Source organism: Stenotrophomonas sp. STEN018, assembly GCF_056760235.1.
Genome location: NZ_JBRREK010000029.1, coordinates 38,083 through 61,963, shown reverse-complemented (window position 1 = coordinate 61,963; position 23,881 = coordinate 38,083). Strand labels below are relative to the sequence as shown.

General features: G+C 63.9%; 21 protein-coding genes, 6 tRNA genes and 1 pseudogene. 10 read left to right on the top strand and 18 right to left on the bottom strand.

Annotation, left to right across the window (positions count from 1 at the left end):
* Positions 1 to 50: 50 nt before the first annotated feature.
* The 8 genes from clpP to ACVOMB_RS12570 all read right to left on the bottom strand — a co-directional run bounded on the left by clpP (position 51) and on the right by ACVOMB_RS12570 (position 3,111).
* On the bottom strand, positions 51 to 677 hold the full coding sequence (gene clpP, locus ACVOMB_RS12605; RefSeq protein ID WP_057629317.1) for an ATP-dependent Clp endopeptidase proteolytic subunit ClpP: 627 nt from the start codon (positions 675 to 677) through the stop codon (positions 51 to 53).
* 66 nt (positions 678 to 743) lie between these two features.
* The gene (gene tig / locus ACVOMB_RS12600) at positions 744 to 2,039 is read right to left on the bottom strand and encodes a trigger factor (protein WP_481531490.1); all 1,296 of its coding nucleotides are present in this window, start codon (positions 2,037 to 2,039) and stop codon (positions 744 to 746) included.
* A gap of 176 nt (positions 2,040 to 2,215) precedes the next feature.
* Positions 2,216 to 2,300 (bottom strand) — tRNA-Leu (locus tag ACVOMB_RS12595).
* 159 nt (positions 2,301 to 2,459) lie between these two features.
* Positions 2,460 to 2,535 (bottom strand) — tRNA-Lys (locus ACVOMB_RS12590).
* Positions 2,536 to 2,647: 112 nt separating this feature from the next.
* A tRNA-Lys gene (locus ACVOMB_RS12585) sits at positions 2,648 to 2,723 on the bottom strand.
* Positions 2,724 to 2,801: 78 nt separating this feature from the next.
* Positions 2,802 to 2,878 (bottom strand) — tRNA-His (locus tag ACVOMB_RS12580).
* A gap of 35 nt (positions 2,879 to 2,913) precedes the next feature.
* Positions 2,914 to 2,990: transfer RNA gene (locus ACVOMB_RS12575), tRNA-Arg, on the bottom strand.
* A 44-nt stretch (positions 2,991 to 3,034) separates the two neighbouring features.
* Positions 3,035 to 3,111: transfer RNA gene (locus tag ACVOMB_RS12570), tRNA-Pro, on the bottom strand.
* Positions 3,112 to 3,253: 142 nt separating this feature from the next.
* Between ACVOMB_RS12570 and ACVOMB_RS12565 the strand changes: the two genes are divergently transcribed.
* Complete coding sequence (locus ACVOMB_RS12565; protein WP_481531489.1) at positions 3,254 to 4,015, top strand: Bax inhibitor-1/YccA family protein; 762 nt, start codon at positions 3,254 to 3,256, stop codon at positions 4,013 to 4,015.
* A gap of 328 nt (positions 4,016 to 4,343) precedes the next feature.
* Here the strand turns inward: ACVOMB_RS12565 and ACVOMB_RS12560 are convergent, their stop codons facing one another.
* From ACVOMB_RS12560 to grxC, 3 genes are all read right to left on the bottom strand, one after another.
* On the bottom strand, positions 4,344 to 5,348 hold the full coding sequence (locus tag ACVOMB_RS12560; protein WP_481531488.1) for an isocitrate dehydrogenase: 1,005 nt from the start codon (positions 5,346 to 5,348) through the stop codon (positions 4,344 to 4,346).
* Positions 5,349 to 5,479: 131 nt separating this feature from the next.
* Positions 5,480 to 5,872 (bottom strand): carboxymuconolactone decarboxylase family protein, encoded by a 393-nt coding sequence (locus ACVOMB_RS12555; protein WP_481531487.1) that lies wholly within the window; start codon positions 5,870 to 5,872, stop codon positions 5,480 to 5,482.
* Positions 5,869 to 6,180 carry a glutaredoxin 3 gene (gene grxC / locus ACVOMB_RS12550; RefSeq protein ID WP_481531486.1) on the bottom strand — a complete coding sequence of 104 codons (312 nt, stop codon included), beginning with the start codon at positions 6,178 to 6,180 and terminating at the stop codon, positions 5,869 to 5,871. Before grxC ends, ACVOMB_RS12555 begins: the two co-directional genes overlap by 4 nt.
* A 129-nt stretch (positions 6,181 to 6,309) precedes the next feature.
* On the opposite strand from grxC, the gene ACVOMB_RS12545 reads away from it, so the two are divergent.
* From ACVOMB_RS12545 to lpxH, 9 genes and pseudogenes are all read left to right on the top strand, one after another.
* Positions 6,310 to 7,965 (top strand): M48 family metalloprotease, encoded by a 1,656-nt coding sequence (locus ACVOMB_RS12545; protein WP_481531485.1) that lies wholly within the window; start codon positions 6,310 to 6,312, stop codon positions 7,963 to 7,965.
* Between the two features lie 112 nt (positions 7,966 to 8,077).
* The gene (phoB, locus tag ACVOMB_RS12540; protein WP_481531484.1) at positions 8,078 to 8,767 is read left to right on the top strand and encodes a phosphate regulon transcriptional regulator PhoB; all 690 of its coding nucleotides are present in this window, start codon (positions 8,078 to 8,080) and stop codon (positions 8,765 to 8,767) included.
* An 81-nt stretch (positions 8,768 to 8,848) separates the two neighbouring features.
* Positions 8,849 to 10,189 (top strand): phosphate regulon sensor histidine kinase PhoR, encoded by a 1,341-nt coding sequence (gene phoR / locus ACVOMB_RS12535; RefSeq protein WP_481531483.1) that lies wholly within the window; start codon positions 8,849 to 8,851, stop codon positions 10,187 to 10,189.
* A complete protein-coding gene (gene ppk1, locus ACVOMB_RS12530; RefSeq protein ID WP_481531482.1) occupies positions 10,186 to 12,273 on the top strand; it encodes a polyphosphate kinase 1 in 2,088 nt (695 codons plus the stop codon). The genes phoR and ppk1 overlap by 4 nt, the downstream gene beginning before the upstream one ends.
* A gap of 59 nt (positions 12,274 to 12,332) precedes the next feature.
* Positions 12,333 to 13,859, top strand: coding sequence for an exopolyphosphatase (gene ppx / locus ACVOMB_RS12525; protein ID WP_481531481.1), 1,527 nt, complete (start codon positions 12,333 to 12,335; stop codon positions 13,857 to 13,859).
* Between the two features lie 222 nt (positions 13,860 to 14,081).
* Positions 14,082 to 14,282: pseudogene (locus ACVOMB_RS12520) on the top strand (hypothetical protein); the annotation flags it as partial.
* Positions 14,283 to 14,428: 146 nt separating this feature from the next.
* A complete protein-coding gene (locus ACVOMB_RS12515; RefSeq protein ID WP_481531480.1) occupies positions 14,429 to 15,568 on the top strand; it encodes a glycosyltransferase family 4 protein in 1,140 nt (379 codons plus the stop codon).
* Complete coding sequence (locus ACVOMB_RS12510) at positions 15,549 to 16,091, top strand: phosphatase PAP2 family protein (protein WP_481531479.1); 543 nt, start codon at positions 15,549 to 15,551, stop codon at positions 16,089 to 16,091. Before ACVOMB_RS12515 ends, ACVOMB_RS12510 begins: the two co-directional genes overlap by 20 nt.
* Before the next feature lie 20 nt (positions 16,092 to 16,111).
* A complete protein-coding gene (gene lpxH, locus ACVOMB_RS12505; RefSeq protein ID WP_481531478.1) occupies positions 16,112 to 16,852 on the top strand; it encodes a UDP-2,3-diacylglucosamine diphosphatase in 741 nt (246 codons plus the stop codon).
* A 20-nt stretch (positions 16,853 to 16,872) separates the two neighbouring features.
* Here the strand turns inward: lpxH and ACVOMB_RS12500 are convergent, their stop codons facing one another.
* The 7 genes from ACVOMB_RS12500 to folC all read right to left on the bottom strand — a co-directional run bounded on the left by ACVOMB_RS12500 (position 16,873) and on the right by folC (position 23,488).
* Positions 16,873 to 17,100: a hypothetical protein gene (locus ACVOMB_RS12500; RefSeq protein ID WP_481531477.1), complete on the bottom strand. Its 228-nt coding sequence runs from the start codon at positions 17,098 to 17,100 to the stop codon at positions 16,873 to 16,875.
* A 40-nt stretch (positions 17,101 to 17,140) separates the two neighbouring features.
* Positions 17,141 to 17,596, bottom strand: coding sequence for a COG3650 family protein (locus ACVOMB_RS12495; RefSeq protein ID WP_481531476.1), 456 nt, complete (start codon positions 17,594 to 17,596; stop codon positions 17,141 to 17,143).
* A 270-nt stretch (positions 17,597 to 17,866) separates the two neighbouring features.
* The gene (locus ACVOMB_RS12490) at positions 17,867 to 18,637 is read right to left on the bottom strand and encodes a ferritin-like domain-containing protein (protein WP_481531495.1); all 771 of its coding nucleotides are present in this window, start codon (positions 18,635 to 18,637) and stop codon (positions 17,867 to 17,869) included.
* 193 nt (positions 18,638 to 18,830) lie between these two features.
* Complete coding sequence (gene purF, locus ACVOMB_RS12485) at positions 18,831 to 20,297, bottom strand: amidophosphoribosyltransferase (RefSeq protein WP_481531475.1); 1,467 nt, start codon at positions 20,295 to 20,297, stop codon at positions 18,831 to 18,833.
* 29 nt (positions 20,298 to 20,326) lie between these two features.
* On the bottom strand, positions 20,327 to 21,061 hold the full coding sequence (locus ACVOMB_RS12480) for a CvpA family protein (RefSeq protein WP_481531474.1): 735 nt from the start codon (positions 21,059 to 21,061) through the stop codon (positions 20,327 to 20,329).
* A 60-nt stretch (positions 21,062 to 21,121) separates the two neighbouring features.
* A complete protein-coding gene (locus ACVOMB_RS12475) occupies positions 21,122 to 22,147 on the bottom strand; it encodes an SPOR domain-containing protein (protein ID WP_481531473.1) in 1,026 nt (341 codons plus the stop codon).
* A gap of 66 nt (positions 22,148 to 22,213) precedes the next feature.
* Positions 22,214 to 23,488 (bottom strand): bifunctional tetrahydrofolate synthase/dihydrofolate synthase, encoded by a 1,275-nt coding sequence (gene folC / locus ACVOMB_RS12470; protein WP_481531472.1) that lies wholly within the window; start codon positions 23,486 to 23,488, stop codon positions 22,214 to 22,216.
* Positions 23,489 to 23,881 lie beyond the last annotated feature (393 nt).

Sequence of the window (23,881 nt, the reverse complement as noted above, 5' to 3'; positions counted from 1 at the left end):
GTCCGGTTCCGACCCTGCAAATTAGGCCGATTTTCTGGCCGTTCAACCCATCAGGACGCCTGGATGCTCTCTTCCGGACGGCGCTCCAGCACCTGGTCCACCAGGCCGTAAGCCGCAGCTTCGGCCGCGCTCTTGAAGTTGTCACGCTCGGTATCGCGGGCGATGGTCTCCAGGTCCTGGCCGGTGTGCTTGGCCAGCACCTCGTTCAGGCGCGAACGCAGGGTCAGGATTTCACGGGCATGGATGTCAATATCCGTTGCCTGGCCCTGGTAGCCACCCAGCGGCTGATGGATCATCACGCGCGAATTCGGCAGCGCGAAGCGCTTGCCCGGTGCACCAGCAGCCAGCAGCAGCGCGCCCATCGAGGCGGCCTGGCCGATGCAGGTGGTGCTCACGTCCGGCTTGATGTACTGCATGGTGTCGTAGATCGCCATGCCAGCAGTGACCACGCCGCCCGGCGAGTTGATGTAGATGCTGATTTCCTTCTCCGGGTTTTCCGATTCAAGGAACAGCAGCTGCGCGACCACAACGTTCGCCATATGGTCGTCGATTGGACCGACCAGGAAAATCAGGCGCTCTTTGAGCAGGCGCGAATAGATATCGTAGGCGCGCTCGCCGCGGCTGGTCTGTTCGACCACCATCGGAACCATGTTCAGAGCTTTGGTTCGGTTGTCCATTACGTGAGGCACCTATTTTGGGAGGGAACTCCCCGCGCCGTGGCGCGGGGATGAAACACCGCCAGTTTACTGGCGGATGGCTTCCTGGAACGTCAAGGTCTGCTCGGTGTGCTGGGCACGCTCGGCGATCCAGTCGATGACCTGCTCTTCCATCACACGGTTCTGCAGGCCAGCCATAAGCTGGGGATCATTGCGGTACATCTCAATGACCTGCTCCGGCTCTTCGTAGGTCGAAGCGATCAGGCGCATGGTTTCGTTCAGGCGCTTCGGGTCTAGGCGCAGCTCGTTCTTGCGGGCCACTTCACCGACCAGCAGGCCGACCAGCACGCGCTTGGCAGCGGCGTCCTTGAAGCCTTCATGGGCATCGGCCGGCACTTCACCCGGGTTGCCGCCCTGGCGACGGATGGCGTCGATCTGCTGGGCCAGCATCGAGCGGGCTTCGCCCTCGACCAGACGCGGCGGCAGCTCGACCGAGGAATAGGCGGCAATCAACTGCTCACCCACTTCGCGACGCAGACGGTTCATCAGCGCGCCCTTGAGCTCGCGCTCCAGGTTGGAGCGGATGTCGGCGCGGAACTGCTCCACGTCGCCATTCTTCACGCCGAAGCTCTTGATGAAGGCAGTGTCGACTTCCGGCATGTCCTGCTCGGACACCTCGATGACCTTGACGGTGACCTGCACGGTCTTGCCAGCCAGCGCCGGCACCCGCCAGTCAGCCGGGAACTCGACGTCCAGGGTCTTTTCTTCACCCTTGGCCAGGCCGATCAGGCCCTTTTCGATCTGCTCGAACATCATGCCCTGGCCGATGATGATGGTGCCCTTCTCGACACCCTCAGCCGGCAGACGCTCGTCGCCAGCCTGCGACCAGGTTTCCAGGCCGACCAGGTCGCCTTCCTGGGCGCCACGTGCAACCGGCTTCCAGGTGCGGCGCTGGGCGCGCAGGTTTTCGATCATCTGGTCGATGTCGGCGTCGCTGATTTCGGCGCTGTGACGCACGACGGTCAGCTTGGTGACGTCGACGTCGCCGAAATCCGGGATCAGCTCAACGGTGGCAACGAAGTCGAACTCGCCTTCGCCGGCCTTGTCGATGCGCGGGTTACCGGCAATGCGCAGCTCATGCTGGCGCAGGGCCGCATCAAAGGTCTCGCGCAGCAGGCCATCCAGCGCCTCGGCACGCACCTGCGGGCCAAAACGCTGTTCGATCACCTTGGCCGGCACCTTGCCCGGACGGAAACCCTTGATGCGCGCGGTGCGCGCGATTTCGCCCAGACGGCCGCTGATATGCCCCTGCAGACGCTCTTCCGGCAGCGAGAAGCTCAGGCGGCGTTCCAGATTGCCGGTGGATTCGATCGAAGCTTGCATGTTGACTCCTGCCACCGGCGGCAACCGCGCCGGTTCGATGTGATGGATGAAACGGTTGTAGGGCGCGGTTATGCACCGCAGCCCTTTAGTTTGGCCGATATCGCCCGTGGCCGCCAGCGGGCAGACCCATACAGGTTGTCTGAAAAGGCCCGCAGCGGGCAGAGAACACCACTGACTGGTGCGAAAGGGGGGACTCGAACCCCCACGCCTTGCGGCACTGGAACCTAAATCCAGGGCGTCTACCAATTCCGCCACTTTCGCAATACTGACTCAGCGCAGCATTGTTGCAGGAGCGTCAGCAAAGCGGAAGCCAGCTCCGCCTGCGCACCGCTCCAACAACGAGCGCCTCAACAATGACCGGGCGGCATGCCGCCCTGGCTAAGAAAAAAGCCGCCAGATTTCTCCAGCGGCTTTTTGATTTGGTGGGCTGTCAAGGATTCGAACCTTGGACCTATTGATTAAGAGTCAACTGCTCTACCAACTGAGCTAACAGCCCTGAAACTTCGAGGTGAATTCTACACTACAAGCGTGTTTCATGCACCCGCCCAAAACACTGGGCTTACATAAAAAGAGAAAGCCGCTGGATTGCTCCAACGGCTTTCTTAATTTGGTGGGCTGTCAAGGATTCGAACCTTGGACCTATTGATTAAGAGTCAACTGCTCTACCAACTGAGCTAACAGCCCTGAAAATCAGGAGGCGAATAATGCCGCAACCTGATCTTTATTGCAAGCCCGGATTTCACTCCGATGCCGTTGAAACAGTGGGGTGGCTGAGGGGATTCGAACCCCCGACCACCGGAATCACAATCCGGTACTCTAACCGACTGAGCTACAGCCACCACTGAAACCTTACTCACCTACCGCTTGCACCAATTGGTGCGCCCGACAGGAATCGAACCTGTAACCGCCGGCTTAGAAGGCCGGTGCTCTATCCAGTTGAGCTACGGGCGCTCTGACCGGATTGTCGCACTCCAACACGCACTTGGTGAGTTGGATGGTCGGGGTAGAGGGATTCGAACCCCCGACATCCTGCTCCCAAAGCAGGCGCGCTACCAGACTGCGCTATACCCCGGCGGTGAATCTCTTCCCGATACCCCGGAAAGGTCGGCTATTGTGGGAATTTACGCGGTATCTGTCAACGGTAAATTTCAATTAATTTGAATTGGGTATGCTGGCGTCCAAATCCCGCCCACTTCATAGCAACGGAGCATTGCATGCGCAGCGGCAACCCAGCCCTTTCCGACACCACTTTCCTTGACCTTGGCAGCGGCAGCGTGGTGTCACGCGGTGCCGATGCGATGACCATCAATGGCACCGTCAACAAAACCGGCTTCCTACTGCTCTTGGCCGCATTGACTGCCGCGTTCGCATGGAACGGCACCATCAGTGACAACGGCGAGTTGCTACCGGCAGCAAAATTCTACATGTGGGGCGGCCTGATCGTCGGCTTCATCCTGTCGATGGTGACCATCTTCAAGAAGACCTGGGCACCGGTCAGCGCGCCACTGTATGCACTGGCCGAAGGCCTGTTTCTGGGCTCGATCTCGGCTGTCTATGAAGTGCGCTTCAACGGCATCGTGTTCCAGGCGGTACTACTGACCTTCGGCACGTTGTTCGCCCTGCTGTTCGCCTACCGCAGCGGGCTGATCAAGGCCACCGAGAACTTCAAGCTCGGTGTGGTGGCAGCCACCGGCGGCATCGCCCTGGTGTACCTGGCAACGATCGTGCTGGGCTTGTTCAACATCAACATCCCCTACATCCACGGCTCGGGCCTGATCGGCATCGGCTTCAGCCTGTTCGTGGTGGTGATCGCGGCATTGAACCTGGTGCTGGATTTCGACTTCATCGAAAGCGGCGTTGAAGCCGGCGCACCGAAGTACATGGAGTGGTACGGCGCGTTCGGGCTGATGGTGACCCTGGTGTGGCTGTACATCGAGTTCCTGCGATTGCTGTCGAAGCTGCAATCGCGTAACTGAGGCTGTTGCAGGTTGTTTGCGAAGGGCGCCTTTGGCGCCCTTTGTTTTGTAGTGCCGAGCCATGCTCGGCAATGGCATTACCGATAAGGCCTCTGCCGAGCATGGCTCGGCACTACATCCGGATTTGGTCTTGGGAAAGCCCCTGCCGAGCATGGCTCGGCACTACATGCGGATCTGGTCCTGAGAAGGCCTCTGCCGAGCATGGCTCGGCACTACATCCGGATTTGGTCTTGGGAAAGCCTCTGCCGAGCATGGCTCGGCACTACGCAAACAAAAACGGAGCGCTTTCGCGCTCCGTTTTCTGTACCAGCAACTACCGCAGCTGCAATCAGATGCGGCTGGCGATGGCCTGGGCGAAGCCCATGGTGGTGCCGGTGCCACCCAGGTCGCCGGTCAGCGAATCCTTGGCTTCCATCGTGGCAACGATGGCCTTGCGCAGGCGCTCGGCGTTTTCCGGCTGGCCGACGTGGTCCAGCATCTGTGCAGCGCCCAGCAGCAGCGCGACCGGGTTGGCCTTGCCCTGACCAGCGATGTCCGGCGCGGTGCCGTGCACGGCTTCGAAGATGGCCGCGTCAACGCCGATGTTGGCACCCGGGGCCAGGCCCAGGCCGCCGACCAGACCAGCACACAGGTCGGAGATGATGTCGCCGAACAGGTTGGTGGTGACGATGATGTCGAACTGTTCCGGACGCATCACCAGCTGCATGCAGGCGTTGTCGACGATCATTTCCTGGAACTCGATTTCCGGGTACTTGGCGGCGACTTCGCGCGCCACGTCCAGGAACAGGCCCGAGGTCGACTTGATGATGTTGGCCTTGTGCACGGCGGTGACCTTCTTGCGGCCGGTGCTCTTGGCCAGCTCGAAGGCGTAACGCACGATGCGCTCGGAGCCCTTGCGGGTGATGCGGGTGCCGGAGAACGCGGTCTCGCCGTCGGCTGACACTTCCTGGCCTTCGGCCAGGTAGGCACCTTCGGTGTTCTCGCGCACCGTGATCATGTTGATGTTCTCGTAGCGCGACTTGGTGTTCGGGAACGAGATGGCCGGGCGCACGTTGGCATACAGGTCGAACTGGCGACGCAGGGCAACGTTGATCGAGCTGAAACCGCCACCGACCGGCGTGGTCAGTGGGCTCTTCAGGGCGACCTTGTTCTTCTTGATCGATTCCAGGGTGGAAGCCGGGATCAGCTCACCGTGCTTTTCCAGCGCGGCCAGGCCGGCGTCGGCGAACTCATAGCTCAGGCCAGCGCCCAGCTTGTCCAGCACGAACAGGGTGGCGTCCATGATTTCCGGGCCGATGCCATCGCCGCGGATGACGGTGATTGTCTGCGTCATTTCTAGGTATTCCGAACAGGGAGGAGGAATGCGCCATCCGGCTGCCCGGAACCCGGCGCGATTGAAAAGGTTTCAACTGTCAATTATGCCTGATCAGCCGCGCCAGCCCCAACTGGACGAAGGTCTGGGGTTCAGCTGTGCTCGTGCCCGGCCGGTACGGCGGCCGCCCCGCTCTCCAGCTGGTCGAGGAAATCCACCGCCCGCCGCAGGTGCGGGATGACGATGGAACCGCCCACCACCAGGCCCACCGAGAAGGTTTCGAAGAACTCCTCGCGACTGACCCCGGCGTCCTTGCACTGGGCCACGTGGTAGCTGATGCAGTCATCGCAGCGCAGCACCATCGAGGCCACCAGGCCCAGCAGCTCCTTGGTCTTCACGTCCAGCGCGCCGGCCTGGTAGGTCTGGGTGTCGAGCGCGAAAAAGCGCCGCACCACCTGGTTGGGTTCAGCCAGGATGCGCTGGTTCATGCGCTGGCGGAATTCGGTGAATTCGGCCAGGCGGTCCTTTTCGCTGTCGGCGCTCATGCGCCCTGCCCGGCCAACAGCGGCTCCAGCTTGCCTTCGCGGTGCAGCGCGATCATGTCGTCGTAGCCGCCCACATGGACCTCACCGACGAAAATCTGCGGCACGCTGGTGCGCTTGGTCAGCGTCATCATCTTCTCGCGCGCGGCCGGGTCCAGGTCGATCCGGACCTCGGTCCAGGATTGGTTCTTGCTCTTCAGGAAATTCTTGGCCGCTACGCAGTAGGGGCAGACGGCGGTGGAGTAAATGGTGATCTCCGGTGCACCGGCGCTGGATGAGGTTGTCACAACGAAACTCCTGGGTGGAAACATTGTCTATATATGGTACCGGTCGCGCGGATTTTCGATGCCACCGGCAGAACACAGCGGGTTAACCTGTGCTTCACACCCGCGCCCCGCTTCCCCGTCATCCTCCGCCCTGCCACTACCCGGAGTCACCGCTTGCGCAACCTGCTGCTTGCCACCGCCATAACCCTGGCCCTGGCCACCCCGCTGTCCCATGCCGATGAAAGCAAACTGCCCGACATCGGCTCGTCGGCCGGCGAGCTGCTGACCCCGGCACGGCAGGCGGAGTACGGCGGCATGATGCTGCGCGAACTGCGCAACTATGGCTACCTGCTGGACGACCCGCTGGTGAACGACTGGCTCACCACCATGGGCACCCGGCTCGGCTCCAACAGCGCCCAGCCGCAGCAGAAGTACACGTTCTTCATGATGAAGGACCGGCAGATCAATGCGTTTGCCACATTGGGCGGCTACATCGGCATGAACGCCGGCCTGGTACTCACCGCCGAGCGCGAGGACGAAGTGGCCGCAGTGCTGTCGCATGAGATCTCGCACGTCACCCAGCAGCACGTGCTGCGCGGGGTGGAACGTGCACAGCGCGACCAGATCCCGATCCTGCTCGGCATGCTCGCCGCGGTGATCGCCGCGCAGCAGGCCGGCGGCAACTCCTCCGGCGACGCGACCATGGCCGCGATCACCTCGGGCATGGGGCTGATGCAGCAGCGCCAGATCAACTTCACCCGCTCCAACGAATCGGAGGCCGACCGCCTTGGCATCCGCACCCTGGCCCGCAGCGGCTATGACGTGGATGCGATGGCCGGCTTCTTCGAACGCATGTCGGCGGCGATGCGCGGCAACGAAGGCGGCTATTCCACGCCGGACTTCCTGCGCACCCACCCGGTCAACATCACCCGCATCAGCGAGGCCAAGGCGCGCGCCGAGCAGATGAAAAAGGACACCGTCCTGCTGACCACACAGACGCCGACCGGGGTTCTGCAGGAGCGGGTCAATCCATCAGCACCCGACACCAGCAGCAGCCCGTTGAGCGGCGGCAACCCGCTGCTGCCAGCCGGCCTGCAGCTGTCGCTGCCCGACAACAGCCTGCCACGCGGCCCCAGCGGCCTGTTCGACTGGGCCCGCGAGCGCCTGCGCGTGCTCAGCGCACCTACCCCGTCGGAACTGGTACGCGAGTACGAAGGCCTCAAGCGCAGCCAGAAGAACGGGCTCACCGATGCGCAACGCTACGGCGTGGCCATCGCCCGGCTGCGTGACGGTGGCGCCAGCGGCGTTGCCCAGGCCCTGCCCGAACTGCAGCAGTTGCTGCAGGAATACCCGGACAACCTATGGGTCAACCTGGCCGTGGGCGAGGCCGAATCGCGCAGCGGTCGCCACGATGACGCCAACAAGCGTTTCGACGCCCTGCTCAAGCGCCTGCCACAGAGCCGCCCGGTGGCCCTGACCTATGCGCAGGTGCTGAATGAACAAGGTGGCGTCGCCGCCGGCCAGCGCGCGCAGGCCATGCTACGGCCGCTGCTGGCCCGCTCCAGCGACGACCCGGTGTTCCAGGCCACTTTCGCCCGCGCCAGCGAGCTGGCTGGCGACAGCAGCCGCGCCAGCGAGGCCTATGCCGAAGCCGCGTATTTGAATGGCCGGCCGGAGCAGGCGCTGATCCAGTTCCAGGCCCTGCTCAAGCAACCCGGGCTGGACTACGTGAGCCGCGCACGGGTGGATGCCCGCATCGAGTCGATCATGCCGACCGTACTGGAAATGCGCCGGCTCGGCGTGCACGACCCGGAAATGTCACGAAAGTGAACCTGCCTGCGACAAATTGCCGGGTTTACCCTCCATCCATGTCACAAACCCGTCATCAAACCGTAGTCTACTGAGCACATCCCTTATTGATGGGCATTCCGGTAGGCGCCACGTGCAGAAACGTATCCTGATTGTCGATGACGAACCCGCGATCCGTGACATGGTCGCCTTCGCCCTGCGCAAGGGTGAGTACGACCCGGTCCATGCCGGCGACGCACTCGAAGCGCAGACCGCCATTGCCGACCGGGTACCGGACATGATCCTGCTGGATTGGATGCTGCCGGGTACCAGCGGCCTGGAACTTGCCCGCCGCTGGCGCAAGGAAGTCCTCACCCGCGATGTGCCGATCATCATGCTCACCGCGCGCGGCGAAGAGAACGACCGCGTCGGCGGCCTGGAAGCCGGCGTCGACGACTACGTGGTCAAGCCGTTCTCGGCGCGCGAATTGCTGGCACGTATCCGCGCCGTGATGCGCCGCACCCGCGACGATGACGAAGACGGCAGCGTCGGCGTTGGCAACATCCGCATCGATGGTGCCGCCCACCGCGTATTTGCTGGCGATGTGCCGGTGCCGATCGGACCCACCGAATACCGTCTGCTGCACTTCTTCATGACCCATCCGGAGCGCGTCTACACCCGCTCGCAGTTGTTGGACCATGTATGGGGCGGCAGCGTGTATGTGGAGGAGCGCACCATCGACGTGCATATCCGCCGCCTGCGCAAGACCTTGGAACCGTTCGCTGCCGAGAACATGGTGCAGACCGTGCGCGGTGCCGGCTACCGCTTCTCCGCAGCCACCTGAGCCGCTGCGGCCAGCCGGCCGCAACGGATGCTATAACCCGGCGTAAGCCCGACGGATCCACCGCGTACCACCGAGAGTGCAATGCCCCGCCAATTCCGATCTGCCTGGTTGAAGACGCTGGCCACCGTGGCCACGTTGTTGTTGCTGGCATGGGGCCTGGGTGCATTGCTGGGCCATCCGGCCCTGATCGTGGCGATCACCGCGCTGGCGATGCTGACCTGGCACTACTGGCGTCTGCGCCAGCTGCTGCTGCGGCTGACCGCACGCCAGCGCTGGGACAGCCCGCAAGGCGTCGGCGTCTGGAATGAACTGGACCGCCTGCTATCACGCAACCAGCAGGAAATGCGCGCGCGCAAGCGACGCCTGGTCGAGATGCTGCGCAGCTACCGCGCTGCTGCCGCTGCGCTGCCCGATGCGGTGGTGGTCGTGGACCGCAATACCCAACGCGTGCAGTGGTTCAACGAAGCCGCCACCGCCCTGCTCGGCCTGCAGCATCCGGCCGACATGGAAGCCGCGCTGGTGCCACGCCTGCAGCCGCTGCCGCTGGCCCATTGGCTGGCCGGTGGCCGCAACGCCGAACCCATCCTGGATGCCAACTCACCAGTCGATCCAGCGATCCGCCTGCATATGCGCTTGATCCCGTATTCGGATCATCACTGGCTGCTGGTCGCGCGCGATGTGACCAAACTGCTGCATCTGGAACAGGTACGCCGCGACTTCGTCGCCAATGTCTCGCATGAGCTGCGCACGCCGCTGACCGTGGTGCATGGCTACCTGGACATGATGGACCCGGAAGACTTCCCCGATACCGGACCAATGCTGTCGGAGATGCGCAAGCAATCGCAGCGCATGGCGCAGCTGGTCGAAGACCTGCTGACCCTGTCGCGACTGGAATCGCAACAGCAGGCCGAGCTGGAAACGGTGGGCATGACCTCGATGCTGGCCTCGCTACGCCGCGAAGCCGAGGCACACAGCCAGGGCCGCCACACCATTACGGTCGAAGACCAGGCCGGCGTGGATCTGGCCGGCTCCAACAAGGAGCTGCACAGCGCCTTCTCCAATCTACTGACCAACGCCGTGCGCTACACCCCGGCCGGCGGTCGTATCACCCTGACCTTCAGCCGCGAAGGCAATGGTGCGGTGCTGGCTGTCACCGACACCGGCTACGGCATCCCCGCCAATCACCTGCCGCGATTGACCGAACGCTTCTACCGCGTCTCCAGCAGCCGTTCGCGCGAAAGCGGCGGCACCGGGCTGGGCCTGTCCATCGTCAAACACATTCTTGGCCTGCACCAGGCACGCCTGGAAATCCGCAGCGAAGTTGGCCAGGGCAGCACCTTTGCCTGTCACTTCGACGCCGAGCATGTACGCCCGCGCAATGCATCCCCCTCGCCTTTGTCCATGGAAGACTTTCCGGCATGACTCCTCCCCCCCCGCCCCCCGCCACTCCCGCCGTCAGCACCGATCCCCTGCGTGATCCGTCGCTATACATCAACCGGGAACTGTCACAGCTGGATTTCAATTTCCGCGTGCTGGCCCAGGCGATGGATGAGCAGGTGCCGCTGCTGGAGCGGCTGCGCTTCCTGTGCATCTCCTGCACCAACCTGGATGAGTTCTTCGAAATCCGTGCCGCGGCGGTACGCCACGCACAGGAATTCGGCCTGCCGCCGGCCCCGGACGGGATGAGCCCGCAGGCCATCCTCAACGCCATCCACGACCGCGCCGCCGAGCTGGTGGACCAGCAATACCGCTGCTGGAACCAGGTGCTGCGCCCGGCCTTGGGCGAGGCCGGCGTCGGCATCCTTGCCAACAAGACCTGGACCCCGCGCCAGCGCCGCTGGCTGCGCGCCTACTTCCGCAACGAGATCATGCCGGTGCTGTCGCCGCTCGGCCTGGACCCGTCGCACCCGTTCCCGAAGATCCTCAACAAGTCGCTGAATATCGTGGTCGTGCTGAAGGGCACCGATGCCTTCGGCCGCGCCGGCCATCTGGCGCTGGTGCGTGCACCGCGTTCGCTGCCACGCATCATCCAACTGCCCGAGTCGCTGGGCGGCCCGCAGAACTTCGTATTGCTGTCGGCGGTGTTGTCGGCCTTCGTCGATGAACTGTTCCCGGGCATGGATGTGCAGGGCGCCTACCAGTTCCGTGTCACCCGCAACTCCGAGTTGGTGGTAGACGAGGAAGAAGTGGAGAACCTGGCGCTGGCGCTGCGCGATGAGCTGGTCGACCGCGGCTATCGTCCTGCCGTGCGGCTGGAGATCGCCCACGACTGTCCGAAACCCATCATGCAGACCTTGCTGCAGAATTTCGGCCTGTCCGAAAACGCGGCGTATCGCATCGATGGCCCGGTCAACCTCAACCGTGTGATCCAGGTGTATGACCTGCTGCAGCGCGCGGACCTGAAGTACCCACCGATGACCCCGCGCGTATTCAAGTCGCCCGAGGGCATCTTCGAGACCGCCGCACAGGGTGACGTACTGCTGCATCATCCGTTTGATTCCTTCAGCACCGTGCTGGAGCTGATCCGCGAAGCCGCGGTCGATCCCAATGTGCTGGCGATCAAGCAGACCCTGTACCGCACCGGCAAGGACTCCGGCATTGTCGAAGCGCTGATCCTGGCCGCACGCAACGGCAAGGACGTCACCGTCGTGGTCGAGCTGCGTGCGCGCTTCGACGAGGAAGCCAACCTTGGCCTGGCCGATCGTCTGCAGGATGCCGGCGTGCAGGTCGTCTACGGCGTGGTCGGTTTCAAGACCCACGCCAAGATGCTGCTGATCGTGCGCCGCGAGGGCCGCAAGCTGCGCCGCTACGTGCATCTGGGCACCGGCAACTACCACAGCGGCACCGCCCGCGCGTATACCGACCTGAGCCTGATCACCGCCGATGCCGACATCGGCAACGATGTGCACCTGCTGTTCCAGCAGCTGTCCGGGCTTGCGCCGAAGATGAAGCTCAAGTGCCTGCTGCAATCGCCGTTCACCCTGCATGCCGGCCTGATCAAGCGCATCGAGCGCGAGACCAAGCTTGCCCTGGACGGCAAGCCGGCGCGCATCATCGCCAAGATGAACGCGCTCAACGAGGCGCAGGTGATCCGCGCCCTGTACGCCGCCTCGCAGGCCGGCGTACAGATCGACCTGATCGTGCGTGGTGCCTGCACCCTGCGCCCGGGCGTGGAGGGCGTGTCGGACAACATCCGCGTGCGTTCGATCGTCGGCCGCTTCCTCGAACACAGCCGGGTCTACTGGTTCGGCAACAACGGCGCGCCCGAGTTGTACTGCGCCAGCGCCGATTGGCTGGAGCGCAACCTGCTGCGCCGGGTGGAAACCTGCTTCCCGATCCTGGACACCGACCTGGCCCGGCGCATCTACCGCGAAGTGCTGCAGAACTACCTGGATGACAATCTCAATGCCTGGGATCTGCAGGAAGACGGCCGCTACATCAAGAGCACACCCGCGCCCGGCCAGCCGCCGCATTCAGCGCAGCAGGCCTTGATGGAGGGTCTGTAGGAGCGAAGATTACCGGGGCAAGGTGACGCCGAACCCCGGGCTTCGGCTACCATTCCGCCATGCCCCAGTCCTCCCTGACCCCACCGCCCCTGCAGGACGGCGACCTGCTGGCCGCCATCGATCTGGGCTCCAACAGTTTCCACATGGTCATCGCGCGCTACCTGCTCGGGCAGCTGCGGGTGGTGGATCGCCTGCGCGAAACCGTACGCATGGCCGACGGCCTGGATGGCAAGGGCGGCCTCTCGCCTGAAGCCCGCCAGCGCGCGCTGGAATGCCTGGCCCGCTTCGGCCAGCGCATCCGCAATATTCCGCCGTACCGCGTGCGTGCACTGGCCACCAATACCGTGCGCCAGCTGCGCTCGCCGCTGTCGTTCCTGATGCCAGCCGAAACCGCGCTCGGGCATGCCATCGAAGTGGTCAGCGGCCGCGAAGAAGCGCGTCTGATCTATCTCGGTGTCGCCCATGCGCAGCCGCCCAAACCCGACCAGCACCGGCTGGTGATCGACATCGGCGGCGGCTCCACCGAATTCATCATCGGCCGCGGCATGCAGACGCTGGAACGCGAAAGCCTGCAGGCCGGCTGTATTGCCAGTACCCGGCGTTTCTTCCCCGGCGGCAAGCTGAGCAAGAAGCGCTGGAAGGATGCGCTGACCGAGATCGGCGCCGAATTCCAGCCCTTCGCCAACAAGTACAAGGCATTGGGCTGGCAGGAAGCGCTGGGCTCGTCCGGCACCCACAAGGCGATCAGCGAGATCTGCGCGGCGATGAAGCTGAGCAAGGGCGCGATCACCGCCGAGGCATTGCCGCAACTGCGCGAAGAGCTGCTGCGCGCCAAGAACATCAACGAGATTGTGCTACCAACGTTGTCCAACGAGCGCCGCCCGATCATCGCCGGTGGCGTACTGGTGCTGGAAGCCGCGTTCCAGGCCTTGGGCCTGCAGAAGCTGCTGGTCAGCAAGGCAGCGATGCGCGAAGGCATCCTCTACGACATCATGGGCCGCGCCAACGACAACGATCCGCGCGACGAATCGGTGGCCGCGCTGACCCAGCGCTACGCCATCGACGAAGCCCAGGCGCGGCGCGTGGAAGCCACTGCACAGCGGTTGTTCGAGCAGGTCTCCGACGCATGGAAACTGGATGTCGATGATGCGCGCATGCTGGGGTGGGCCGCACGCCTGCACGAACTGGGTTTGATGATCGCGCACAGCGGTTATCACACCCACGGCAGCTACGTGATCGAGCATTCGGATATCGCTGGTTTCTCGCGTCAGGAGCAGCAGATGCTGGCCGCGCTTATCCGCACCCATCGTCGCGGCATTCCCAAGAGCGCGTTCGAGGCCCTGCCGGAGCGCCTGTTGCTGCCGGCCAAACGCACGGCGGCAATACTGCGACTGGCGGTACTGCTGCACCGCGCGCACGAATCCGATCCGATCCCGACACTGGAGTTGTCAGTAGACGGCAACACCTTGTCGCTGATCCTGGCCAAGGACTTCATCGACGCCCGCCCGCTGCTGCGCGCGGACCTGGTGGGTGAGGCCGAAGGCATGACCGGGCTGGGGATCAGCTTCCGGCCATTTGTGGCCTAAACAGCAGCATCCAAAGACAGCCGCGCAGACTAGTCTCTGCGGCAAATCGCCAGCAATTTTTCAGATAAATCTCAATAACGTAACGCCTCTCTCAGGTTTCCAACCGGCTAATCTCCTAAGACCACGTTTACATCTGGTGGTTTCTGGGAAAGGCCTAGGCTGCGCATCGCAGCAGCTCTTTCCTTTTGAACTTTGTCAGCCCCAAAAGAGAGAGAGAACTGCAACGAGCGTGGCGCGGTGACATTCCACGATGTGCAGGTGCGCTACAAGCTGCCGTGGGACGCCACCGTTTCGGTCGGTGCCAACAACGTGTTCGAAAAGTACGGTCCGGTGATGTACAGCAAGCCGAACTCGGCCTTCTCGTATTACGGCGGCTACGACATTGGTCGTCTCGTGTACATGAAGTACCAGCAGCGTTTCTGATCCCTGCATCGCAGGTAAACAGCAACAGGAACCACGGCCCTTCGGGGCCGTGGTTTTTTCCGTTGTCCCGGTAACAAAGTCGTCAGCTGGAAGTAACAATCGCTTCATTGGCCGCGCGCATCCTCGCCTAAAACCGGGAGCCAGCCATGCGCTTTGCGATCGTCACCGAGACCTATCCGCCGGAGATCAATGGCGTTGCCTTGACCGTGCAAGGACTGGAACATGGCCTGCGCAACCGCGGCCATGACGTCGATGTAGTCCGCCCGCGCCAGCAACAGGACAGCACCGGCGCCGCCCACGAAGTACTGGTGCGTGGCGCCGGCCTGCCGCGCTACCCAGGCCTGCGCTTCGGCCTGCCGGCACCTTTGCGGCTGGCCCGGCAATGGCAGCAACAACGCCCGGATGCGATCTACGTGGCCACGGAAGGCCCGCTGGGCTGGTCGGCAATGCGTACCGCGCGGCGGCTGGGTATCCCGGTTGCCTCGGGTCTGCACACGCGTTTTGATGAGTATCTGCCCGACTATGGCGCTGCCTGGTTGCAAGGCACCGCACTGCGCTGGATGCGCCGCTTCCACAATCAAGCAGAAGCCACCTTGGTCCCCACCCGCGAGTTGCAGCAGTTTCTGCTGGACAATGGATTTTCCCGCGCGCGCCTACTCGCGCGCGCGGTAGATGGCAGTCAGTTCGATCCGAACAAACGCGATGCCGCCCTGCGTGCTGACTGGGGCATCGAAGGCGAAGGCTTCGCGGTGGTCTATGTAGGTCGCATCGCGGCGGAAAAAAACCTGGGCCTTGCGATCAAGGCATTCCGCCGCATCCAGCAGCAACGGCCGAAAGCACGCTTTGTCTGGGTCGGAGATGGCCCGATGCGCGAGAAGCTGGCCGAGCAGAACCCGGACTTCATCTTCTGCGGCGTGCAGCGCGGCGAAGCGCTGGCCAGGCACTTCGCCAGCGGTGATCTGTTCCTGTTTGCCAGCCGCAGCGAAACCTTTGGCAACGTCACCCTGGAAGCCATGGCCAGCGGTGTTGCGACGGTAGCCTTCAACTACGGCGCCGCCCGCGAACATCTGCAGAGTGGACACAGCGGCGTTGCCGTGGACAACGATGAGAACTTCATCGCCGCCGCCGTGCAGTTGGCCAACGATGACGAGATGCGCACCACCCTCGGTGCAAACGCCAGCCGCGCGATGCAGCGCCTGCATCCGGAACAGGTGGTCGCCGAATTTGAAGCGCTGCTCAGCGAACTGGCCTCCCGGAGACGCTGCCATGCCATTGCTGCCGCCTGAAGGAATCGCCGCGCGCGAGGCACGCTGGTGCCGTCGCGCAAACCGTTACGGCCGCCGCCGCGGCATCCGGCGCGTGTTCTCGGTGCTGAGCCGCCTCGGCGATGGCGTGTTCTGGTACATGTTGATGGGCGCGCTGGTACTGGCCGATGGCCTGGATGGCCTGCAGGCCTCCGCGCATATGGCCGCCACTGGGGTGCTGGCGCTGACCCTGTACAAGTTGCTCAAACGCTGGACCCGGCGTCCACGGCCGTTTGCCGCCGACCTGCGCATCCGTGCCTGGGTGGCGCCGCTGGATGAATACAGCTTTCCCTCCGGCCACACCCTGCACGCGGTGTCCTTCACCGTGGTGGCGCTGGCCTATTACCCTTGGTTGGCCCCGCTGTTGCTGCCCTTCACCATCGGCGTAGCGCTGTCGCGGGTGGTGCTGGGCCTGCATTACCCCAGCGATGTGTTGGCCGCCACCGCCATCGGTGTGCTGCTGGGCGCGGGCTCGCTGCAGTTGCTGCCGCTGCTCGCTGGCTGATCAGGCTCTACAATGCGGGCATGACAACGCTGTTCATCTCCGACCTGCATCTGGACCCCAGCCGTCCAGCCATCACCGAACTGTTCCTCGATTTCCTGCGCGGTGAAGCGCGGCAGGCCGAGGCGCTGTACATTCTGGGCGATCTGTTCGAAGCCTGGATCGGCGACGACACGCCGTCCAGCGCCGCCGACGCGGTCGCCCTTGCACTGCGCGAAGTCAGCGATGCCGGCGTGCCGGTGTACTTCATCCGTGGCAACCGCGACTTCCTGCTCGGCAACGACTACGCCGCCCGCGCCGGCATGCGCATCCTGCCGGATCCGTCGGTGATCCAGCTCTACGGCAAGCCAGTACTGCTACAGCACGGTGATCTGCTGTGCACCGATGATGTTGCCTATCAGGCCTTCCGCGCACAGACCCGCAATCCGGCCTTCATTGCCCAGTTCCTGTCGCAGTCACTGGAAGCACGCGTCGCCTTCGCACAGAAGGCCCGCGCCGCCAGCCAGGCACATCAATCGGAAATGAAGCAGGACGACAAGGCGACGTTTGAAACCGTCACCGACGTAGCGCCTGCCGAGGTGGTTGCCACCTTCCAGCGTTACGGCGTGAGCACGATGATCCACGGCCACACCCATCGCCCGGCGATCCACACCGTGAATGCAGGGGAGCACAGCTTCACCCGCATCGTGTTGGGTGACTGGTATGAGCAGGGTTCGGTGCTGCGTGTGGATGCGGATGGCTATCGGCTGGAAGCGTTGAGCTGACCGCAGTTGTGGGAGCGGCGTCAGCCGCGAAGCTGGTACAAAAAGAACCGCCAGATATGGCTGCAGTTGCAGACCTGTTTGGCGGTTTTTGCATTTGTGGCTTCGCGGCTCACGCCGCTCCTACAAGGCTCGACCATATGTTTTACGGGATCGGTGTGAGCCGCGAAGCTGACATAAAAAAACCGCCAGATGTGGCTGCAATCGCAACCCTGTCTGGCGGTTCTTGCTTTCATGGCTTCGCGGCTCACGCTGCTCCCACAAATTTGAAGGTCGGAGCAGAAGCTTGGATCAGGGAGCTTCCACCGGTACCGACGGGTCGCGCGCGCAACCCTTGAAGGTGTCCTTGCCCAGCACGAATTCGGCGGTGAACGGGTGTTTCAGGTCTGACATGCCGTCCGAGCACTCGGCGCGCTGCAAACTCAGCCGGAATGCATCCTTGCCCTCGCCGCCCTGCACTACCAGCAAGCCGTCCTGCAGCGTGCGGCTGCCTTCGAAATGCTGCGGGCTGGCCTGGGTTTCCGGGGTGCTGTAGTCGAGCTTGGCACCGTCCACGCGCACACCCCAGAACGGCTCGGTGCCCGAGGCCTGCACGATGACCGGGAACTCATCCTTGGCGCCGGCTTCAGCCGCGGCGGCAGGTGCAACCGGTGCAGGTGCAGCGGCACCGGCATCAGTAGCGGGCTTGGGCCCGTTGCATGCCGAGAGCGCCAACACCATCGCGGCCACGGTAAAAATCTGCTTCATCGTTCTCTCCTTGATTACGTGGTTGCCGATCGAAAAAACGCTGATGTGCGGCTCAGCCAGATAGATGATGAGCCTGCCATTGCGTCACCTCGAGGCAGGCGCAGGGCACAACAGTGCGCCACGTGCCGGACCTGATGGTGGAACGCAGGCAAGCCGGCAGTCAATCAGACACGGCCCGAATTGCGGCCATCGTTCATCCGTTGCGGCACTCAAGATCGGCGGGAACGCTCGCCATCGGCATGATTGAAGGCACGTTGCCGCGTGCAGGCCTCAACCGGCCTGCTCAACCAGATAGACCAGTTCTTCTTCATCGAAACCTGCCAACAACCGCGCTTCCAGATTGAACGGCCCGCGCAGGTAGCCGCCAGCGTATTCGCCCAGCAGCTCTTTGAAACGTTTGCGCGGCTCGACACCCACGCGCGCGCAATACCAGTGGTACCAGCGCGTGCCAGCAGCTACGTGGGCCACCTCTTCACGCAGGATCACTTCCAGCACGTCGGCGGTCGTGGCATCACCCAGCGAGCGCAGCTTGCTGATCATCGCCGGCGTCACATCCAGCCCGCGCGCTTCCAGCACGCGCGGCACCAAGGCCATACGCGCCAGACCATCGTGCGCGGTTTTCTCGCACATTTCCCACAAGCCGTTGTGCGCGGGGAAATCTGCATAGTCGTGGCCATGAGCCAGTAGACGATCACGCAACAGTACGAAGTGGCGCGACTCATCATCGGCGCAGCTGACCCAATCAGCATAGAAGCTGCCCGGCAGGCCACGGAAGCGATAGACCGCGTCCCAGGCCAGGTCGATGGCATTGAGCTCGATATGGGCGATGGCGTGGATGAAGGCGGCACGTCCATCCACTGATCCCAGGCCACGGCGCGGCAGATCGCGCGGATGCACCAGCACCAGTTGCGGCGGGCGGCCTGGCGCGCGGATTGATTCAGGTTCTGGCGCTTCTGCCGGCAGCTTCAATGTACCAGCGCGGTAGCGCGCGGCGTAGTGCTGGGTGAGCGCGACCTTCTCAAGCGGATCGGCGGCGGCCATACAGATGCAGGCGGCGTCGAGCAGGGAGAAGTCTGCTGCTTCGGGCGGTGGCAGGAAGATTGTGCCTGCAGCTGCGGTCTGTGCTTGTTGCGGGTTCATGGGTGCTCACGGATTGCCGCTTCGTTCTGCCCTCACCCCAACCCCTCTCCCGCATGCGGGAGAGGGGCTTTGAGCGCGCCCCTTCGGGGGTAGATCACGCGCGGCGCTGGGTCTTGGCTTCGTCCGAACGCAGCTGTTGGATGCGCTCGAAGTAACCCGGCTCAATGCCGGTGACGTATTCGCCATTGAAGCAGGACGAATCGAATTCCTTCAGCTCCGGGTTGCCTTCGCGCACTGCAACTTCCAGATCTTCCAGATCCTGGTAGACCAGCCAATCGCAGCCCAGGTGCTTTTCGATTTCCTCGACACTGCGGTTGTGCGCGACCAGTTCTTCGGCCGCCGGCATGTCGATGCCGTAGATGTTCGGGTAACGCACCGGCGGCGCGGCGCTGGCCAGATAGACCTTGCGCGCACCGGCATCACGCGCCATCTGCACGATCTGCTGGCTGGTGGTGCCACGCACGATCGAGTCATCGACCAGCAGCACCACGCGGTTGCGGAATTCCAGATGGATGGGATTGAGCTTGCGACGCACGGACTTCACCCGCTCACCCTGGCCCGGCATGATGAAGGTGCGGCCGACGTAGCGGTTTTTGACGAAGCCTTCGCGGTACTTCACGCCGAGCACGTTGGACATTTCCAGCGCGGCATCGCGCGAGGTGTCCGGGATCGGAATGATGGTGTCGATGTCATGGTCCGGACGCAGGCGCAGGATCTTCTCGCCCAGCTTCTGGCCCATGCGCATGCGCGCCTTGTGCACCGAGACGTTGTCCATCATCGAATCCGGGCGTGCGAAGTACACGTACTCGAAGATGCACGGGGTCGGCTGGGTGCTGGTGGCGCAGACTTCGGTGAACAGTTCGCCGCGCTCGGTGATGACCACCGCTTCGCCCGGTGCGACATCGCGCATGCGCTCGAAGCCGAGCACGTCCAGCGCCACCGATTCGGAAGCCACCGCATACTCGATGCCTTCGGCATGCATGCGCTTGCCCAGCACCAGCGGACGGATGCCGTGCGGGTCGCGGAAGGCAACCAGGCCCAGGCCCAGCACCACACTGACCACCGCATAGCCGCCCTTGCAGCGACGGTGCACACCGGCCACGGCGCGGATCGCCGCTTCCGGGGTCAGCATGCGCTGTGCGTCCAGCTCATACGCGAATACGTTCAACAGCACTTCGCTGTCCGAATCGGTATTGATGTTGCGGCGGTCTGCCTCGAATACCTGGCGACGCAGCGCCTCGGTATTGATCAGGTTGCCGTTGTGCGCCAGCGCGATGCCATAAGGCGAGTTGACGTAGAACGGCTGCGCCTCGTCGGTGCCTTCCGAGCCTGCGGTCGGGTAGCGCACATGGGCGATGCCGATGCGACCCTGCAGCAATTCCATGCGGCGCTCGTCGAATACATCACGGACCAGGCCGTTGGCCTTTTCCACGCGTAGGCGAGTGCCGTCAGCGGTAGCGATACCGGCCGCATCCTGGCCACGGTGTTGGAGGACGGTCAGGCCGTCATAAAGCTGCCCGGCGACGTTTTGGTTGCCGACGATTCCGACGATGCCACACATGTTGCGCGATCTCCGCTGGGCGATGCCCGTTAACGTGAAGGTGGCCGTGCCTGGCCCTGAGGCTCAACCCGTATCGGCTTGAGTTGACCCGGGCGCACCTGCGCCGGATCGATGTTGGAGGGCAACGCCCCCGCCGGGTCAGCTCGGCTTTCCTCTGCGCTGCGCTGGCGGGGATCAAAACGCGTCCCTGCCAACGGCACCGGTAGCAAGCCACTGCCCGCATCTGCTTCGTTCGGTCCGCCATTATCGCCTGCCAACACCGACTTACCCAAGTCCATCAGCGCCATTGCCGGCGATTCAGGTGGCTGCGGCAGCTTTTCGCGTGCCCAGTCAGCCATCGGCTGCAGCCAAGGCACCACGCTGGACTGACGCCAGCCCGGTTCCTCATCCATCGAGGTGAAGCCCAGCAGCAGTACCGCCAACACCGCCAGCAGCACCCCGCGCACCGCGCCCAAGGCCAGACCGAGCAGCCGATCCGGCCATTTCAGCAGTACCGTGGCATCGACCACGCCGCGCAGCAGGCGCCCGACCAGCGTCGCTGCCAGCAGCACACCGATGAATACCAGCAGATAGCCGCCGGCATAGTCGCCAGCGCTGGGCTGGCCTTGATCGGCCAGCAGCAAGGCAGCGCGCGCGCCGTAGTAAAAGGCGGCCGCGCCTGCCAACAGCCAGTTCACTACGCCCAGCACGGTCGCCAGCAGCCCGCGCATCAGCCCGAACAGGGCCGACACGCCGATCAGCGCCAACAACACCAGATCAATCACCGCGCGCCCCGCAGGTGCAGCACAGGATTGCGCGACTGATCAGAGGTACGCAGTGCGGCATCAAGGATGCGGGCGGACCATGCCGGCGATGCCGACCTTGGCCGCGACCTGCGCCTTGAGCTGTTCAGCCTGTTCACGGCTGGCCACCGGCCCGATGCGGACACGGTTGAGCACGCCGTTATCGGTACGCACCTGCTCGACAAAGGCACTGAAGCCGGCGGCACGTGCGCGGTCACGCAATGCATTGGCATCGGCGGCCTGGCCAAAGGCACCCAGCTGCACGGCAAAACCTACACCGCTGGCAGCTGGCGCGGCCGGGGTGGTGACTGCCGGCTTGGCCGGGGTTGCCGCGACCGGCTTGGCCGGTTCAGGCTTCGGTGCTTCCGGCTTGGCGGCCGGCTTGGGTTCGGGCTTGGGCGCCGCCACGACCGGCTTGGCCGGCTCCGGCGGCAAGGCCTCGGTGCGGACCGGCGCGGTGTTTGCTGCAGCGGTAGCGGTGCTGCTGGCAGCCGGCGTGGCGGTAGCGGTCGGTGCCGGGACTGCATTTTCGGCAGTGGCGTTGAGCACCACCACCTGCGCATTCACGTCGTTACGGACCTTGCCCGCTTCCAGCCGCACCAGTTCAGCCTGGGCACGATCGGCATACGGACCGATGCGCACGCGCCAAGCCGGGCGGCCATTGATGGTGTCGGCCTGGCGGAAGCCCGGCAGATTGGATTTCTTCAGGTGCGCGATCACCGCGTCGGCATCGACCTCGCTGCCATAGGCACCAAAATTGACCGCGTAGTTGCCGGCGGCAGTCGACGGCGGCAGGCCATTGGCCGGCTGCTCGACAGCGGCAGCCACGCCGGTTTCCGGCTGTGCAGCGGGCATGCCCAAGGCGCCACCCGCAGGTGCGCCCGGCGCAACCAGCGGCAGCTCGCGGGTTTCAAACTGGCCTTCGGCCGGCGCCACAGGCGCGCTCAACGGCACGTCCTGTACACCACTGTCCGGCGCAGGCCCTTTGACCAGCATCGGCAGGAAGATCACGGCAAGCGCCACCAGAACGATGGCACCAATCAGTCGCTGTTTCAGAGGAGTTTCCACAATTGGCGTATGCGCGGCGCGGCGGAGTGCCCCGGTGATTATATGCGGGGCACGCGCAGCAGCGTCTTAGTCAGCTGAACGGAGTAGTGGCAGTGCTTCGGCCACTGTATGGAAGGAACCAAACACCAGCACCCGGTCGCCTTGCTGGGCCTGGCCCAATGCGGCGTCCAGTGCTTCGGCGACGCCTTCGGACAAGCGGGCCCCGGCGGCAGCGGTCTGCGCCAGCCGCTCACGCAGCTGCGCGGCGGTTTGCCCACGTGCACCTTCCAGCCCGGCCAGGAACCAGCCATCGACCTGGGCCTGCAGGGCTACGACCACACCCGCAGCGTCCTTGTCGGCCAGCGCGGCATAGACTGCGAACGTGCGGCCCTGCACTGGCTCGGCCTTCAATGCTGCAGCCAAAGCGCCAGCGGCCTGCGGGTTGTGGCCCACATCCAGCAGCACTTCAATGCCGTCTCGCTCAAAACGCTGCAGGCGCCCGACTACCTGCGCGTCAGCTACGCCCTGCGCCCACGCAGCGCGCGGCACAGGCTTGTCCAAGGCGCGCAACGCAGCCACCGCGGTAGCGGCGTTGTTGCGCTGGATCGGCGCCCACAAAGCGGGCTGCGGCAGTTCCAGACGGAACGACACATCACGCCAACGCCACAGTTCGGCATCGATATCCTCGGCAAAGAAATCGCTGCCGAAGCGAATTGCATTGGCACCAAGCACATAGGCGCGGCGCAACACGCTGGACGGCGGATCGACCTCGCCAAGAATCAGCGGCTTCCAGCCGCGGATGATGCCGGCCTTCTCTTCGCCGATGACTTCGCGGTCATTGCCCAGCCAATCGGCGTGGTCGATATCGACAGTGGTGATCACCGCCACATCTGCGTCGATGATGTTGACCGCGTCCAGACGCCCGCCGAGGCCGACTTCCAGCACCGCCAGATCCAATCCGGCCTGCTGGAACAGCCACAGCGCGCACAAGGTGCCGTATTCGAAATAGGTCAGCGCGGTGTCGCCACGGGCGTCTTCGACCGCGTTGAAGCCGGCTACCAGGCTGGCGTCATCCACGTCCTTGCCGTCGATACGCACGCGCTCGTTGTAGCGCAGCAGGTGCGGCGAGGTGTAGGCACCCACCTTCCACTCTGCGGCACGGGCGATGGACTCGATGAAAGCGACGGTCGAACCCTTGCCATTGGTGCCGCCAACCACGATGCAATGCTCGGCCGGCCGCCCCAACTGCAGGCGCTGGGCGACTTCGCGCACGCGCTCCAAGCCCATTGCGATGGCTTGTGGGTGCTGCTGTTCGATATGGGCGAGCCACTGTTCAAGCGTGGCGGGACGAGCGGAGGACATGCGTAAAGATTCTCTGGATCATGGGCCGGCACTGAAAGCCGGCTGCGCGTTGCGCGCGGGAATGGTGCCCATGATACAGCGGCAGCCGCACCCGGCCGCCAAGCTTCCCGGCATGTCAGGCTGGGACTGTGTGTAGTGCCGAGCCATGCTCGGCAGGAGCTTCCCCTGCAAGCCATCGGCCCCCAGCCAATTTGTGGGAGCGGCGTAAGCCGCGAAGCCACTGCAAAATCAGAAGCGGTAAAGCCAACCCCGCCCCAGCCCTCCCCTTCGCTATGCGAAAGGGAGGGAGCAACCGCGGCAAAAGGCGGCGGCGTAGTGCCGAGCCATGCTCGGCAGGGGCTTCACCGGTAGAGCCTCAGCCGAGCATGGCTTGGCACTACCAAAAGCGGATTA